This is a genomic window from Erwinia tasmaniensis Et1/99 (assembly GCF_000026185.1).
Taxonomy (GTDB): domain Bacteria; phylum Pseudomonadota; class Gammaproteobacteria; order Enterobacterales; family Enterobacteriaceae; genus Erwinia; species Erwinia tasmaniensis.
On record NC_010694.1, the window covers coordinates 227,720 to 242,577 of the forward strand.

Genomic DNA, 14,858 nt, shown 5'->3' on the forward strand with positions numbered 1-14,858 from the left:
CAATGCCCGGACAACAAACAATAATGCGAACACAACCTCATACGGAGTACCCATGGCTAACTATTTCAACACGTTGAATCTGCGCAACCAGCTGGCGCAATTAGGCAAATGCCGTTTTATGGCGCGCGAAGAATTTGCTGATGAAGCCAGCTACCTGAAGGGTAAAAAAGTCGTCATCGTAGGTTGTGGTGCTCAGGGCCTGAATCAGGGTCTGAATATGCGTGATTCCGGTCTGGACATTGCTTACGCACTGCGTGCTGAAGCCATCGCCGAAAAGCGCGCCTCATGGCGTAAAGCGACTGAAAACGGCTTCAAGGTGGGCACCTATGAAGAGCTGATCCCACAGGCTGACCTGGTGGTTAACCTGACGCCGGACAAACAGCACACGTCAGTGGTACAGGCGGTTCAGCCTCTGATGAAAGACGGCGCTGCGCTGGGTTACTCGCACGGTTTTAACATTGTTGAAGTGGGCGAGCAGGTACGCAAAGACGTCACGGTAGTGATGGTTGCGCCAAAATGCCCTGGTACAGAGGTTCGTGAAGAGTACAAACGCGGTTTCGGCGTCCCTACGCTGATCGCCGTTCACCCGGAAAACGATCCGAAAGGCGAAGGCATGGCGATTGCTAAGGCCTGGGCTGCCGCAACGGGCGGCCACCGCGCGGGCGTGCTGGAGTCATCCTTCGTGGCCGAGGTGAAGTCTGACCTGATGGGCGAGCAGACTATTCTGTGCGGCATGTTACAGGCCGGTTCGCTGCTGTGCTTTGATAAGCTGGTAGCAGAAGGTACCGACGCGGCCTATGCGGAAAAACTGATCCAGTTCGGTTGGGAAACCATTACCGAAGCGCTGAAGCAGGGTGGCATTACCCTGATGATGGATCGCCTGTCTAACCCGGCTAAAGTGCGTGCCTATGCGCTGTCTGAGCAGCTGAAAACCATCATGGCTCCGCTGTTCCAGAAGCATATGGATGACATCATCTCCGGTGAATTCTCATCCGGCATGATGGCTGACTGGGCCAACGATGATAAAAAACTGCTGGGCTGGCGTGAAGAGACCGGTAAAACCGCGTTTGAAACCGCCGCACAGTTCGAGGGTAAAATCGGCGAGCAGGATTACTTTGACCAGGGCGTGGTCATGATCGCGATGGTTAAGGCCGGCGTTGAGCTGGCGTTTGAAACCATGGTTGCTGCCGGGATCGTTGAAGAGTCCGCTTACTACGAATCCCTGCACGAGCTGCCGCTGATTGCCAACACCATCGCGCGTAAGCGTCTGTATGAAATGAATGTGGTTATCTCTGATACCGCCGAATACGGTAACTACCTGTTCTCTTACGCGGCGGTACCGCTGTTGCAAGAGTTTATGACCACCCTTCAGGCGGGCGATCTGGGCAAACAGGCGCAGACGTCAACCAGCGTTGATAACGCGCAGCTGCGCGATGTTAACGAAGCGATCCGTCACCACGATATCGAAACCGTTGGCCGCAAACTGCGCGGTTATATGACCGATATGAAGCGTATTGCGGTAGCAGGCTAAGATTGCCGGGCGGATACGTTATCCGCCCCGATAAAAAAAGCGCCTCGCGGCGCTTTTTTTAGTTGCGGTACAGCACCTTAATGATGTGATACCCGAACTGGGTATGCAGCGGCCCCTGTGGCTCGATCAGCGGGCAGGAAAACACCACTTTATCGAATGCCGGCACCATTGCACCCTGTTTAAATTCGCCTAAGTGGCCGCCTTTCTTACCCGACGGGCAGGTCGAGTGTTTCTTCGCCAATTTTTCAAAATCAGCGCCCTGTTTCAGCTGCTCTAACAGGTCAAGCGCCAGTTTCTCTTCCTTTACCAGAATATGCAGTGCTGCTGCGTTTTTTGCCATGATGTTGCCTTGAGTTATGTGGATTGCGCTCGCTATACTACCACGCTGTCATTCCTGTCCCCCCGCAATTTCACTGGGTAACTTATCTATGCGTCTTAATCCTGGTCAGCAACACGCCGTGGAATTTGTTACCGGACCCTGTCTGGTACTGGCCGGAGCCGGGTCGGGTAAAACGCGGGTGATCACCAACAAAATTGCCCATCTGATCCGCGAGTGCGGCTATCAGGCGCGTCATATCGCCGCCGTCACTTTTACCAACAAGGCTTCGCGCGAGATGAAAGAACGCGTGGCGCAAACCCTGGGGCGCAAAGAAGCGCGCGGGCTGATGATCTCAACCTTCCATACTTTAGGCCTGGAAATCATCAAACGTGAATACGTCGCGCTGGGGATGAAATCAAATTTCTCCCTGTTTGACGATCAGGATCAGCTGGCGTTGCTGAAGGACTTAACCGAACGGTGGCTGGAAAACGATAAAAATCTGTTGCAGCAGTTGATCTCTACCATCTCAAACTGGAAGAACGATTTGATGGACCCGCCGCGTGCGGCCGCGGGCGCACTGTCAGAGCGTGACAAGCTGTTTGCCCACTGTTACGCGTTGTACGATAAGCACCTTAAATCCTGTAACGTATTGGATTTCGACGACCTTATCCTGCTGCCCACGCTGCTGTTCCAGCGTAATCTGGAAGTGCGCGAGCGCTGGCAGCAGCGCATTCGCTATCTGCTGGTGGATGAATATCAGGACACCAACACCAGCCAGTATGAGCTGGTCAAACTGTTGGTGGGTGCCAGGGCGCGTTTTACCGTGGTGGGGGATGACGATCAGTCTATTTACTCCTGGCGCGGGGCGCGGCCGCAAAACCTGGTGTTGTTACAGGAGGATTTCCCTGCGTTACAGGTTATTAAACTGGAGCAGAATTACCGTTCTTCAGAGTGTATTCTTAAAGCGGCTAATATCCTGATTGCCAATAATCCCCACGTTTTTGAAAAACGCCTGTTCTCCGAGCTGGGTTATGGTGCCGAGCTGAAAGTGGTGACCGCCAACCATGAAGATCACGAGGCGGAGCGGGTGATCGGTGAGCTGATTGCCCACCACTTCATTAATAAAACGCAGTACGGGGATTACGCCATTCTCTATCGCGGTAACCATCAGTCGCGCGTCTTTGAGAAGATGCTGATGCAGAACCGTATTCCGTATCGCATTTCGGGCGGCACCTCATTTTTCTCGCGCCCGGAAATTAAAGACCTGCTGGCCTATCTGCGGGTGCTGACCAACGCCGACGATGACAGCGCCTTTATGCGTATCGTCAACACGCCGCGCCGCGAAATCGGTTCGGCAACCTTGCAGAAGCTGGGCGAGTGGGCCACGCAGCGTAACAAAAGCCTGTTTAACGCCAGCTTCGACGTGGGTCTGGGGCAAACCCTGACCGGACGCGGGCTGGAGTCGTTACAGCGTTTCACCCACTGGTTACAGGAGATCGCCCGGCTTGCGGAGTGTGAGCCGGTGGCGGCGGTGCGCGATCTGATCCGTGGCGTTGACTATGAAAGCTGGCTGTTTGAAACCTCGGCCAGCCCGAAAGCGGCCGAAATGCGTATGAAAAACGTCAATACGCTGTTCCAGTGGATGACGGAAATGCTGGAAGGCAGCGACATTGATGAACCGATGACGCTAACCCAGGTGGTCACACGCTTTACCCTGCGCGATATGATGGAACGCGGTGAAAGTGATGAAGGATCCGACCAGGTACAGCTAATGACCCTGCATGCCTCAAAAGGTCTGGAGTTCCCGTACGTCTTTCTGGTGGGTATGGAGGAAGGGCTGTTACCGCATCAGAGCAGCATTGACGAAAACAACGTTGAAGAAGAGCGTCGCCTGGCCTATGTGGGGATCACCCGCGCGCAGAAGGAGCTGACGTTTACCCTGTGCCGCGAACGGCGTCAGTATGGCGAGCTGGTTCGTCCGGAACCAAGCCGTTTTCTCCTGGAACTGCCGCAGGACGATTTACAGTGGGAAAGCGAACGCAAGGTGGTGAGTGCAGAAGAGCGGATGCAGACCGGGCAAAGTCGGGTCGCCGGTCTGCGTGCAATGTTGGATAAATCCAGGAAATAACGTCCGCCCTGCATGAGTCAGCGGGATATAAAGCTGCGCTTTCAGGCAATAATTAACGGCCAGTGCACGTAACCCTGCCAGCGAGCCTCTTGCTCCAGCAGTTCAGCACGTAACGGATGTGCTTCCAGCCAGCCGGACGGCAGAGTGACGGTCAGGTTGTCGTCATCGGCCTGTAAACGTACCGCCGGTAACCTGTCATCGCGTCGGCGGCTGGCAAAAATAATCGCCAGGCGCAGCAGGCGAGACAGCCGCTCCGCAATGCGCGGGAGTAGGGCGTTTTGCTGGCTTAGCAGCGGAAGATCGATGTTGCCAACCTGATTTTGTAGCAGCGTGGCCAGCAATTTTTTCTGTGCCGGCGTGAAGCCCGGCAAATCCAGATAGCGAACCAGGTAGGCCGCATGCTGTGGCGCCTGACGGAAATCGACGCTCAGCCCAATTTCGTGCAGCAGACAGGCGCTGCCCAGCAGCTCGCGGCTGCGATCGTCCAACTTCCATTGCAGGCTCACCTGACGGGCGAAACTATCCGCCAGCTGACGCACCCGCTCCGCCTGTTCCGGGTCGACAGAAAAACGGCGTTGCACATCGTGCAGCGTGCGGCTGCGGATGTCGCGATCGACCGGAAGAGGCAGCATGCCGTACAGCAGCCCTTCACGTAGCGCACCGCCCGCCAGCGTCATGCTACTGATATTCAGCTCGCTGAAGATGGCGATAAGGATCGACAGGCCACTCGGAAAGACCAACGCACGCTCAAGGGTAAGCCCTTCAATCTCCAGCTCTTCCAGCTTGCCACACTCGATAGCACGCTGTTTCAGCTGCTGCAGTTTGTTCAGCGTAATGCGTTCGTCCATGCCCTGCGCCATCATGATTTCCTGCAGCGCCTGGACAGTACCGGATGCTCCCACGCACACCTGCCAGCCCTGGGCTTTAAGCGAGTCGGCTATCGGTCGGATCATTGCGCGTGCTGCCTGTTCGGCCTGTTCGAAATTGACCTTGCCGAGTTGCCGATCGCTAAAATAGCGCTCCAGCCATGTGACGCAGCCCATAGAAAGGCTATATAACGTGGTGGGTTGCGAGCCCCTGCCGGTGACCAGTTCGGTACTGCCGCCGCCGATATCGACGACCAGACGTTTATCAGAACCACCGGTGGTATGGGACACTCCCTGATAAATCAGGCGCGCTTCCTCTTCGCCGCTAATGACGTTTACCGGGCAGCCAAGCAGCTTTTGTGCCTGTGCCAGAAAGCTTCCCGCATTGGCGGCAATCCGCAGGGTCGCCGTTGCCACAACGCGGATCTGTTCGGGAGGAATATCCTGCAGCTGTTCAGAAAACAGCCGCAGACACTGCCAGCCACGATCCATAGCCTCGGCCGAGAGGTTATTATCCGCATCGAGTCCGGCAGCAAGGCGCACCTTACGCTTGATGCGGGCGATGGTCTGGATGCTGCCAGCCACCTCACGCACCACCAACATGTGAAAGCTGTTCGACCCTAAATCGATCGCAGCATAGAGTGATGATGCGCTCCGCATAATGACTTAACCTGAACGTTTACGGTTAGGGCTGCGTGATGCACTGCTGCGGCGGTTGTTATTTCCACCACGGCGTGGGCCATTTCCTGAACGGTTGCGGGTCAGGCGTTTAGGCGGCGGAAGGTCAGTCATCAGCGCATCGCTGTTGTAACGGCTGACCGTAATGCTGTGACCAATATACTCTTCAATGGCCGGCAGGTTCAGCGCGTACTCTTCACAGGCCAGGCTGATAGAGTGACCGTTAGCGCCCGCACGCCCGGTGCGACCGATACGATGAACATAATCTTCGCGGTCGTCAGGCAGGTCATAGTTGAACACGTGAGTCACCGCAGGAATATGCAGGCCTCGTGCGGCAACGTCGGTGGCGACAAGGATATCGACATCACCTTTGGTGAAGTCATCAAGGATGCGCAGGCGTTTTTTCTGCGCAACGTCGCCGGTCAGCAGGCCGACGCGATGCCCGTCGGCGGCCAGATGGCCCCAGACGTCTTCACAGCGATGCTTGGTATTGGCGAAAATAATGGTGCGGTCCGGCCACTCTTCTTCGATCAGCGTTTGCAGCAAACGCATTTTTTCTTCATTGGAAGGATAGAAAAGCTCTTCTTTAATACGATGCCCGGTTTTCTGGTCCGGTTCGACCTCAACGTATTCGGCATTGTTCATGTTCTCAAAGGCCAGCTCGCGCACGCGGAACGATAGAGTGGCAGAGAACAGCATATTCAGGCGCTGATTAGCGGCAGGCATGCGGCGGAACAGCCAGCGAATGTCTTTAATAAAGCCAAGATCAAACATACGGTCAGCTTCGTCGAGTACCACTACCTGGATGGCACCCAAATTGACGTGATTTTGTTTAGCGTAATCGATTAAACGACCCGTGGTGCCGATCAGCACATCGACGCCGTTTTCCAGTACTTTTAGCTGCTTATCGTAACCATCGCCACCGTATGCCAGTCCGAGCTTGAGGCCCGTTATCTGCGCAAGCGGCTCGGCGTCTGCATGGATCTGTACCGCCAGTTCGCGCGTTGGAGCCAGAATCAGTGCGCGCGGTTGGTTAGTCTGACGGCCTTCCGGAGCAGGGTGAGAAAGAAGATGATGAAACGTTGACGTCAGGAACGCCATCGTTTTGCCGGTACCTGTTTGCGCCTGACCTGCTACATCACGCCCGGAGAGCGTAAACGGTAATGCCAGCGCCTGAATAGGCGTGCAATTATGAAACCCTTTAGTTTCAAGGGCTTCAATCACCTGAGGGTGCAGGGCGAAGTCGGAAAACTTCTGTTCTGTTAAGTGTGTTTTGCTCATAGTGTGGTAGAATATCAGCTTACTATTGCTTTACGAAAGCATATCCGGTGAAATAAAAGCAGTGATATAAACTCAGCCTGATGCTGCTTAACGCGACATCACAAGGTAAAGATAATCTCCTGGAGTAAACATGAGCGATAAAATTGTTCACCTGACCGATGACAGCTTTGAAAACGACGTCCTTAAAGCGGATGGCTTAACGCTGGTCGATTTCTGGGCAGAATGGTGCGGCCCTTGCAAAATGATCGCCCCGATTCTCGACGAAGTGGCTGCTGAATATGAAGGCAAACTGACTATCGCTAAGCTGAACATCGATGAAAATCCGGCAACGGCACCGAAGTACGGCATTCGTGGTATTCCTACCCTGCTGCTGTTTAAAAATGGTGAAGTGGCTGCGACTAAAGTTGGCGCGCTGTCTAAAGGCCAGCTGAAAGAGTTCCTGAACGCGAATCTGGGCTAACCCTGCCCCGCCGGCGCCTTGCGGTTCGAATTTTTCTTTGACCGCTAGACGCCCGGCATTAAGCGTGCTAACTTAAACCTACTGCACGACGAACTTACCTTTACCTTGTAGTTTGAATCTTTAGAATTACTCCTTGTTGAACAGCTTAATCTATTAAAGTCTTACACACGTTCAGCAATCTGACGGTTAGTACTAACTGATTTCCGGCTTCCTCTCTACCGTCCCTCGTTTCAGATCTGCATTTTCCTTCACGCGATCGTCGAGCGGACTTCCGAATCAGGAACCGATATAAACAGGCATGGATCTTTCGCCATACCATTCACGACAAACAGTTCAAGATATACCCCGAGTTTAAGAACCCACCATTATGAATCTTACCGAATTAAAAAATACGCCGGTTTCTGACCTGATCACTCTCGGCGAAAATATGGGGCTGGAAAACTTGGCCCGCATGCGCAAACAGGATATTATTTTCGCCATCCTTAAGCAGCATGCTAAAAGTGGCGAAGACATCTTCGGCGATGGCGTACTTGAGATATTGCAGGACGGATTTGGTTTCCTCCGTTCAGGAGACAGTTCCTACCTCGCCGGCCCTGATGATATCTACGTTTCCCCCAGCCAAATCCGTCGTTTCAACCTCCGCACCGGCGACACCATCTCTGGCAAGATCCGCCCACCGAAAGAGGGTGAGCGCTATTTTGCACTGCTGAAGGTTAACGAGGTTAACTACGACAAACCGGAAAATGCGCGTAATAAAATCCTGTTTGAAAACTTAACGCCGCTGCATGCCAACTCTCGCCTGCGTATGGAGCGTGGCAACGGTTCTACCGAAGACCTGACCGCACGCGTACTGGATCTGGCTTCGCCGATCGGTCGTGGTCAGCGTGGTTTGATCGTCGCTCCGCCGAAAGCGGGTAAAACCATGCTGCTGCAGAATATTGCGCAGAGCATTGCCTACAACCATCCTGACTGCGTGCTGATGGTGCTGCTGATTGACGAGCGCCCGGAAGAAGTGACAGAGATGCAGCGTCTGGTGAAAGGTGAAGTGATCGCCTCTACCTTCGATGAGCCCGCATCACGTCACGTCCAGGTTGCTGAAATGGTTATTGAGAAAGCCAAACGCCTGGTCGAGCACAAAAAAGATGTTATCATCCTGCTGGACTCGATTACCCGCCTGGCACGCGCCTACAACACCGTGGTTCCTGCCTCTGGCAAGGTACTGACCGGTGGTGTGGATGCTAACGCCCTGCACCGTCCAAAACGTTTCTTCGGCGCGGCACGTAATGTGGAAGAGGGCGGTAGCCTGACCATTATCGCGACCGCACTGGTTGATACCGGTTCGAAGATGGATGAAGTCATCTACGAAGAGTTTAAAGGTACGGGTAACATGGAACTGCATCTGGCACGTAAAATTGCCGAGAAACGCGTGTTCCCTGCGATTGATTACAATCGTTCTGGTACCCGTAAAGAAGAGTTGCTGACTTCGTCGGAAGAGCTACAGAAAATGTGGATCCTGCGCAAGATTATCCATCCAATGGGTGAAATTGATGCGATGGAGTTCCTGATTAACAAGTTGGCGATGACCAAAACCAACGATGAGTTCTTCGATATGATGAAACGTTCGTAACCAGGTCACGGCTGGCGAAGTTTAACGACGAACGCATCGTGACGTTGTACGAAAATCATCAATAAACAGCATAAAACTCGGGTAACGCCACGCTTAGTCGTGGCGTTTTTTGTTTTTGGTCTATAGGCTATTCTCAACAAGCCCAATTACACCATAATATATGGCGCAGGATGAAAGCCACAGGGAGCATTGATTATGCTTGCCCTGGTGAATAGAATCAGAATTAGACGAGTGTCAATGGCATTAATATTGCTTATAACACGACGCAATTCTTAGCAGAGAGCTGGTTAATGTGAATTTACTCAATATGAGTACGGAGCTTGCCCTAACTTTTTTATTTTCTTTGGTGTTTCTTTTTTTTGCGCGTAAAGCGGCCAAGAAAATTGGATTGGTGGATAAACCCAACTATCGCAAGCGTCATCAGGGAGCGATTCCGTTAGTCGGCGGTATTTCAGTCTTTGCCGGGAGTTGCTTCGCCTTTACATTGACGGATTTCTATATCCCTCATATCGGATTGTATATGGGGTGTGCGGGCTGCCTGGTCATGGTTGGCGCACTGGATGACCGCTATGACATCAGCGTGAAGTTCCGCGCGGTTGTTCAGGCTGCCGTTGCCGTCGTCATGATGATGAAAGCCAAGATTTATTTGCTGAGTCTTGGCTATATTTTTGGCCCCTGGGAGCTCATTGTCGGCCCCTTTGGCTATGTTCTGACGCTATTTGCCGTTTGGGCTGCTATCAATGCGTTCAATATGGTTGATGGTATTGACGGGCTGTTGGGAGGGTTGTCCTGCGTAACATTTCTCGCGATGGGCACAATCTTACTGTTTGACGGTCAGCATAGCCTTGCCATGTGGTGTTTCATCATGATTGCCGCCATCATCCCTTATATTTTCTTGAACCTTGGGCTGCTCGGTCGTCGCTACAAAGTTTTTATGGGCGATGCGGGCAGTACGCTGATTGGATTTACCATTATCTGGATACTCCTGGAAACCACGCAGGGCCAGAGTCACCCGATAACACCCGTCACGGCGCTGTGGCTGATCGCTATCCCGCTGATGGACATGGTGGCAATTATGTATCGTCGTCTTAGTAAAGGCATGAGCCCTTTCTCCGCAGACCGCCAACATATACATCATCTGATCATGCGTGCCGGGTTTACCTCACGCCAGGCCTTTGTTCTGATCACCGCCGCGGCGGCTCTACTGGCGTTGATTGGTGGAATTGGGGAATATCTGACGTTCGTCCCTGAGTGGGTCATGCTGGTCCTGTTTTTACTGGCTTTCATGCTTTATGGCTACTGCATAAAGCGGGCATGGCGTGTGGCACGCATGATAAAACGCCTGAAGCGCCGACTGCGTAATAGCAGCAACGGCAAAAAATCCTCTGCTGACAGATAGACGCCCGATCACAAGGAAAATGAAGTATGACATATCCTGATGCTGCTGATAACGAACTGGATATTCGTGGCCTTTGCTGCGCACTATGGTGCGGTAAACGTTGGATTACTGCTGGTGGTGTCCTGTTTGCTTTACTGGCCTGGATCTATTCACTGCTGGTGACGCCGCAATGGAGTACCACTGCCATCGTCGATCGGCCTACGGTGAATGCGTTATCCGGCTTTTATTCTCAACAGCAGTTTTTGAATAACCTGGATATCTCAGTAGGCAGTGCGAATGCGGTGCCAACCCCCGTCATTGATGAGGTGTATCAGGAGTTTGTGATGCAGCTATTTGCCTGGGATACCCGGCGTGATTTCTGGCTACAGTCCAGCTATTACCAGAAGAGAAAGAGCGGTGATGCGCGTCAGGATGCCGCGTTTCTCGACGAGCTGATCGCGGATATTCAGCTGCAGCCCGCCGATAGCGCAAAAAACATTAACGACACCGTCAAGATGGTGGCGGAAACGTCAGCCGATGCGAATATTCTTTTACGCCAGTATGTGGCCTTCGCCAATGAACGTGCTACGACCCATCTTAATCAGGAGTTGAGCGCGGCCTGGGCGGCACGCAGCATACAGTTAAAAGCTCAGGTTAAACGTCAGGAAGACGTCGCCAAAGCGATTTACGATCGCCAGGTTAACAGCGTGCAACAGGCTCTGAAAATTGCGCAGCAGCACGGGTTTGAGCAGGCGAAAACGCAAACGCCTTCCGAACAGCTGCCAGACTCGGAGCTGTTCATGCTTGGGCGCGCTATGCTGCAGGCGCGGCTAGAAAATCTGCTGTCTAGCGGCCCGTCTTACGGTCTTGATTACTACCAGAACCGGGCGATGATGATGACGCTGAACGTAGGGCCAACGCTGGTGAAATCGTTCCAGACCTGGCGTTATCTACGTACCCCGGAAGAGCCGGTGAAGCGAGACAGCCCGCGCCGCGCGCTGCTTATGGTGATGTGGGGCGCAGTGGGTGTGCTGGTCGGTGCCGGTACGGCGCTGGTTCGACGCCCCCGTCGTTAAGCCTGTCGCAGACTCGTGCTGTTAAACAATTTCGGATGAAGAGAGCAACGGTGAAAGTATTAACGGTTTTTGGCACGCGGCCTGAAGCAATAAAAATGGCACCTCTGGTGCATGCGCTGGCGCAGGACGACACAATAGAGTCGCGCCTGTGCGTAACGGCGCAGCATCGTGAAATGCTCGATCAGGTGCTGCATTTGTTCTCCATCGTGCCGGATTACGATCTTAATATCATGCAGCCGGGTCAGGGATTGACCGAGATTACCAGTCGTATTCTTGCCGGGCTGAAGACGGTATTTGCTGATTTTACCCCTGATGTGGTGCTGGTTCACGGTGATACCACCACCACGCTGGCTGCCAGCCTGGCCGCTTTTTATCATCGTATTCCGGTTGGGCATGTGGAAGCAGGGCTGCGCACCGGCGATATCTGGTCTCCGTGGCCTGAAGAAGCAAACCGCACGCTGACCGGGCATCTGGCGAGTTATCACTTTACCCCGACCGCCGGCTCGCAGCAGAACCTGCTGCGTGAGAACCTACCGGCTGAACGGATCTTCGTGACGGGTAATACGGTGATTGACGCGCTGTTCTGGGTGCGTGACCGGGTGCTCAGTGATGATGGCTTAAGAAACGGCCTCGTGGCGCGCTATCCCTTCCTCTCCTCCGATAAAAAAATGATTCTGGTCACCGGACATCGGCGCGAAAGCTTTGGTGAGGGTTTTGAACGCATCTGCAATGCGCTGGCTGAAATTGCGCGCCTGCATCCGCAGGCACAGATCGTCTATCCGGTGCATCTTAATCCCAACGTGAGCGAGCCGGTCAATCGCATTCTGCACGGTATTGATAACGTTATTCTTATTGAGCCGCAGGAGTATCTACCGTTTGTCTGGCTGATGAATCGTGCCTGGCTCATCCTGACTGACTCGGGCGGGATTCAGGAGGAGGCACCCTCATTGGGCAAGCCGGTACTGGTGATGCGGGATGCCACCGAACGCCCTGAAGCGGTGGCTGCCGGTACGGTACGCCTTGTTGGCACTGACGGCGCGAAAATCGTGAGTGAAGTGACCCGCTTACTGACCGACGATGAAGCCTGGCAAACCATGAGCCGCGCCCACAATCCTTACGGCGATGGGCTGGCCTGCCAGCGAATTGTGCAGGCGCTGAAGAATAATTGGACAACACTATGATTTTCAAAACCATTTCAGTGATCGGGCTGGGCTATATTGGCCTGCCCACCGCCGCGGCCTTTGCATCATGTCAAAGGCAGGTTATCGGCATTGATATCAAAGAGCACGCGGTGGCCACCATCAATCGCGGTGAGGTTCATTTTGCCGAACCTGACCTGGATCGCGCGGTAAAAGCGGCGGTAGAGGGCGGTTTCTTACGTGCTGCCACCCGGCCGCAGCCTGCGGATGCCTTTTTGATCGCCGTACCTACGCCGTTCCGGGGCGATCACCTGCCGGATATGGCTTTCGTACAGGAGGCAGCAGAGTCCGTTGCAACGGTACTGAAAAAGGGCGATCTGGTGATCCTTGAGTCCACCTCGCCGGTAGGGTCTACCGAGCAAATGGCGCAGTGGATGGCGGCCGTCCGGCCAGATTTAACCTTCCCTCAGCAGGCGGGGGATGCCGCCGATATCCAGGTGGCCTACTGCCCGGAGCGCGTACTGCCGGGGCAAGTGATGGCCGAACTGCGCAAAAACGATCGGGTGATTGGCGGCATGACCGATACCTGTTCGCAGCGGGCCAGCGAGCTCTACAGACTTTTCGTGGAGGGCGAGTGCGTGGTCACCAATTCGCGCACGGCGGAGATGTGCAAACTCACCGAAAACAGCTTCCGCGATGTGAACATCGCTTTTGCCAATGAGCTGTCGCTGATTTGTACCCAGCAGGGGATCAACGTCTGGGAATTAATCCGGCTGGCAAACCGCCATCCGCGCGTCAATATTCTACAGCCTGGCCCTGGCGTGGGCGGCCACTGTATTGCCGTCGACCCGTGGTTTATCGTGGCCCAGAACCCGGATCTGGCGCGCCTGATCCGCACCGCGCGTGAAGTTAACGATGGTAAGCCGCACTGGGTACTGGAACAGGTGCAGCAGCAGGTTGCCAACTGTCTGATGGCAAGCGACCGTCGCGGCAGCGAGCTGAAAATAGCCTGCCTTGGGCTGGCGTTTAAGCCCGATATCGATGATTTGCGTGAAAGCCCGGCGGTTCAGGTCACCGGAATGATCGCCGCCTGGCATCAGGGCACAACGCTGGTGGTTGAGCCAAACGTGCAGCAACTTCCCGCCGACTTGCAGGAAAAGGTCACGCTGGTCACGCTGGAAGACGCTCTACAGCAGGCTGACGTGCTGGTGATGCTGGTCGATCATCGGCAGTTTAAGGCGGTCGATCCGTCCGTGCTCACCCAGCCGTGGATTGTTGATACTAAAGGGGTGTGGAAGTGAGGCGTATCCTGGTCACCGGCGGTGCCGGATTTATCGGCTCTGCGGTTGTCCGCCACATCCTGTCTTCCACGCAGGATCGGGTTCTGGTGCTGGATAAGCTCAGCTATGCCGGCAACCTTGCCTCTTTAGATCCGGTTGCCGATAACCCGCGTTTCACCTTCAAAAAAGTTGATATCTGTGACCGCGCCGCGTTGGATGCGGAAGTCGCGGCCTTTCAGCCGCAGCTGATCATGCATCTGGCGGCAGAAAGCCACGTTGACCGCTCCATTGATGGCCCGCTGGCGTTTGTTGAAACCAATATTGTCGGCACCTATATGATGCTGGAGTCCGCCAGACATTATTGGGCCTCGTTGCCTGCACCAGAGAAATCGGCCTTCATTTTTCACCATATCTCTACTGATGAAGTTTTTGGCGATCTGGAAAATGACACCGATTTCTTCACCGAAACCACGCCTTATGCTCCCAGCAGCCCCTATTCTGCGACCAAAGCGAGCAGCGATCACTTAGTTCGCGCCTGGTATCGTACCTATGGCCTGCCGGTGATTGTCACCAACTGTTCCAACAATTACGGCCCCTACCATTTCCCGGAAAAACTGATCCCCCTGATGATTATCAATGCGTTAGCGGGTAAGCCGCTGCCGGTTTATGGAGATGGCGGGCAGATCCGTGACTGGCTGTATGTTGATGACCATGCACGTGCGCTTTATCAAGTGGTGACCACCGGCAAGGCGGGAGAAACCTACAATATCGGCGGTCACAATGAACGGCGTAATATTGACGTCATTGAAACGCTGTGCGCCCTGCTGGAAGAGCTGGCGCCGCAGAAGCCGCGCGGTTTACTTTATTATCGCGACCTGATCACCCGCGTTACCGACAGGCCCGGCCACGATCGACGTTATGCTATTGACGCCGGTAAAATTGAGCGCGAACTGGGCTGGCGTCCACAGGAAACGTTTGAAAGCGGCATGCGTAAAACCGTGAGCTGGTTTATCCATAATCCTGCCTGGTGGCAAGGTGTGCTGGATGGCAGCTACCGGGGGGAACGCCTGGGGTTATCTTTATGACCATGACGAG

12 protein-coding genes are annotated in these 14,858 nt (G+C 54.2%); 9 read left to right on the forward strand and 3 right to left on the reverse strand.

Annotated elements, in window-relative coordinates; genetic code table 11:
- Positions 1-52 precede the first annotated feature (52 nt).
- Positions 53-1,531 carry a ketol-acid reductoisomerase gene (ilvC, locus tag ETA_RS02010; protein ID WP_012439956.1) on the forward strand — a complete coding sequence of 493 codons (1,479 nt, stop codon included), beginning with the start codon at positions 53-55 and terminating at the stop codon, positions 1,529-1,531.
- A gap of 58 nt (positions 1,532-1,589) precedes the next feature.
- On the opposite strand, the gene ppiC is transcribed toward ilvC, so the two are convergent.
- The gene (gene ppiC / locus ETA_RS02015; RefSeq protein WP_012439957.1) at positions 1,590-1,871 is read right to left on the reverse strand and encodes a peptidylprolyl isomerase PpiC; all 282 of its coding nucleotides are present in this window, start codon (positions 1,869-1,871) and stop codon (positions 1,590-1,592) included.
- Positions 1,872-1,959: 88 nt separating this feature from the next.
- On the opposite strand from ppiC, the gene rep reads away from it, so the two are divergent.
- The gene (gene rep, locus ETA_RS02020; RefSeq protein WP_012439958.1) at positions 1,960-3,978 is read left to right on the forward strand and encodes a DNA helicase Rep; all 2,019 of its coding nucleotides are present in this window, start codon (positions 1,960-1,962) and stop codon (positions 3,976-3,978) included.
- Between the two features lie 41 nt (positions 3,979-4,019).
- On the opposite strand, the gene ppx is transcribed toward rep, so the two are convergent.
- On the reverse strand, positions 4,020-5,504 hold the full coding sequence (gene ppx, locus ETA_RS02025; protein WP_012439959.1) for an exopolyphosphatase: 1,485 nt from the start codon (positions 5,502-5,504) through the stop codon (positions 4,020-4,022).
- Positions 5,505-5,510: 6 nt separating this feature from the next.
- Positions 5,511-6,803, reverse strand: a complete 1,293-nt coding sequence (gene rhlB / locus ETA_RS02030; protein WP_012439960.1) for an ATP-dependent RNA helicase RhlB — start codon at positions 6,801-6,803, stop codon at positions 5,511-5,513.
- A gap of 130 nt (positions 6,804-6,933) precedes the next feature.
- Here rhlB and trxA point away from each other — a divergent pair, with 130 nt between their 5' ends.
- The 7 genes from trxA (at position 6,934) to rfbB (ending at position 14,848) form a co-directional block, all read left to right on the forward strand.
- Entirely contained in the window at positions 6,934-7,263 is a 330-nt protein-coding gene (gene trxA, locus ETA_RS02035; protein WP_012439961.1) for a thioredoxin TrxA, read from the forward strand.
- 367 nt (positions 7,264-7,630) lie between these two features.
- Positions 7,631-8,890 carry a transcription termination factor Rho gene (rho, locus tag ETA_RS02040; RefSeq protein ID WP_012439962.1) on the forward strand — a complete coding sequence of 420 codons (1,260 nt, stop codon included), beginning with the start codon at positions 7,631-7,633 and terminating at the stop codon, positions 8,888-8,890.
- Positions 8,891-9,182: 292 nt separating this feature from the next.
- Entirely contained in the window at positions 9,183-10,289 is a 1,107-nt protein-coding gene (gene wecA / locus ETA_RS02045) for a UDP-N-acetylglucosamine--undecaprenyl-phosphate N-acetylglucosaminephosphotransferase (RefSeq protein WP_012439963.1), read from the forward strand.
- A 26-nt stretch (positions 10,290-10,315) separates the two neighbouring features.
- A complete protein-coding gene (gene wzzE / locus ETA_RS02050) occupies positions 10,316-11,344 on the forward strand; it encodes an ECA polysaccharide chain length modulation protein (protein WP_012439964.1) in 1,029 nt (342 codons plus the stop codon).
- Between the two features lie 50 nt (positions 11,345-11,394).
- Positions 11,395-12,525 (forward strand): non-hydrolyzing UDP-N-acetylglucosamine 2-epimerase, encoded by a 1,131-nt coding sequence (gene wecB / locus ETA_RS02055; protein WP_012439965.1) that lies wholly within the window; start codon positions 11,395-11,397, stop codon positions 12,523-12,525.
- Positions 12,522-13,784: a UDP-N-acetyl-D-mannosamine dehydrogenase gene (wecC, locus tag ETA_RS02060; RefSeq protein WP_012439966.1), complete on the forward strand. Its 1,263-nt coding sequence runs from the start codon at positions 12,522-12,524 to the stop codon at positions 13,782-13,784. Before wecB ends, wecC begins: the two co-directional genes overlap by 4 nt.
- Entirely contained in the window at positions 13,781-14,848 is a 1,068-nt protein-coding gene (rfbB, locus tag ETA_RS02065; RefSeq protein WP_012439967.1) for a dTDP-glucose 4,6-dehydratase, read from the forward strand. Before wecC ends, rfbB begins: the two co-directional genes overlap by 4 nt.
- The last annotated feature ends 10 nt before the right edge of the window (positions 14,849-14,858 follow it).

What these genes read in the sequence shown, in the direction of transcription:
- rho (WP_012439962.1), top strand. Translation starts at nt 7,631, where the DNA reads ATGAATCTTACCGAATTAAAAAATACGCCGGTTTCTGACCTGATCACT.
- trxA (WP_012439961.1), top strand. Translation starts at nt 6,934, where the DNA reads ATGAGCGATAAAATTGTTCACCTGACCGATGACAGCTTTGAAAACGAC.
- rep (WP_012439958.1), top strand. Translation starts at nt 1,960, where the DNA reads ATGCGTCTTAATCCTGGTCAGCAACACGCCGTGGAATTTGTTACCGGA.
- ppx (WP_012439959.1), bottom strand. Translation starts at nt 5,504, where the DNA reads ATGCGGAGCGCATCATCACTCTATGCTGCGATCGATTTAGGGTCGAAC.
- wecC (WP_012439966.1), top strand. Translation starts at nt 12,522, where the DNA reads ATGATTTTCAAAACCATTTCAGTGATCGGGCTGGGCTATATTGGCCTG.
- ilvC (WP_012439956.1), top strand. Translation starts at nt 53, where the DNA reads ATGGCTAACTATTTCAACACGTTGAATCTGCGCAACCAGCTGGCGCAA.
- rhlB (WP_012439960.1), bottom strand. Translation starts at nt 6,803, where the DNA reads ATGAGCAAAACACACTTAACAGAACAGAAGTTTTCCGACTTCGCCCTG.
- wzzE (WP_012439964.1), top strand. Translation starts at nt 10,316, where the DNA reads ATGACATATCCTGATGCTGCTGATAACGAACTGGATATTCGTGGCCTT.
- ppiC (WP_012439957.1), bottom strand. Translation starts at nt 1,871, where the DNA reads ATGGCAAAAAACGCAGCAGCACTGCATATTCTGGTAAAGGAAGAGAAA.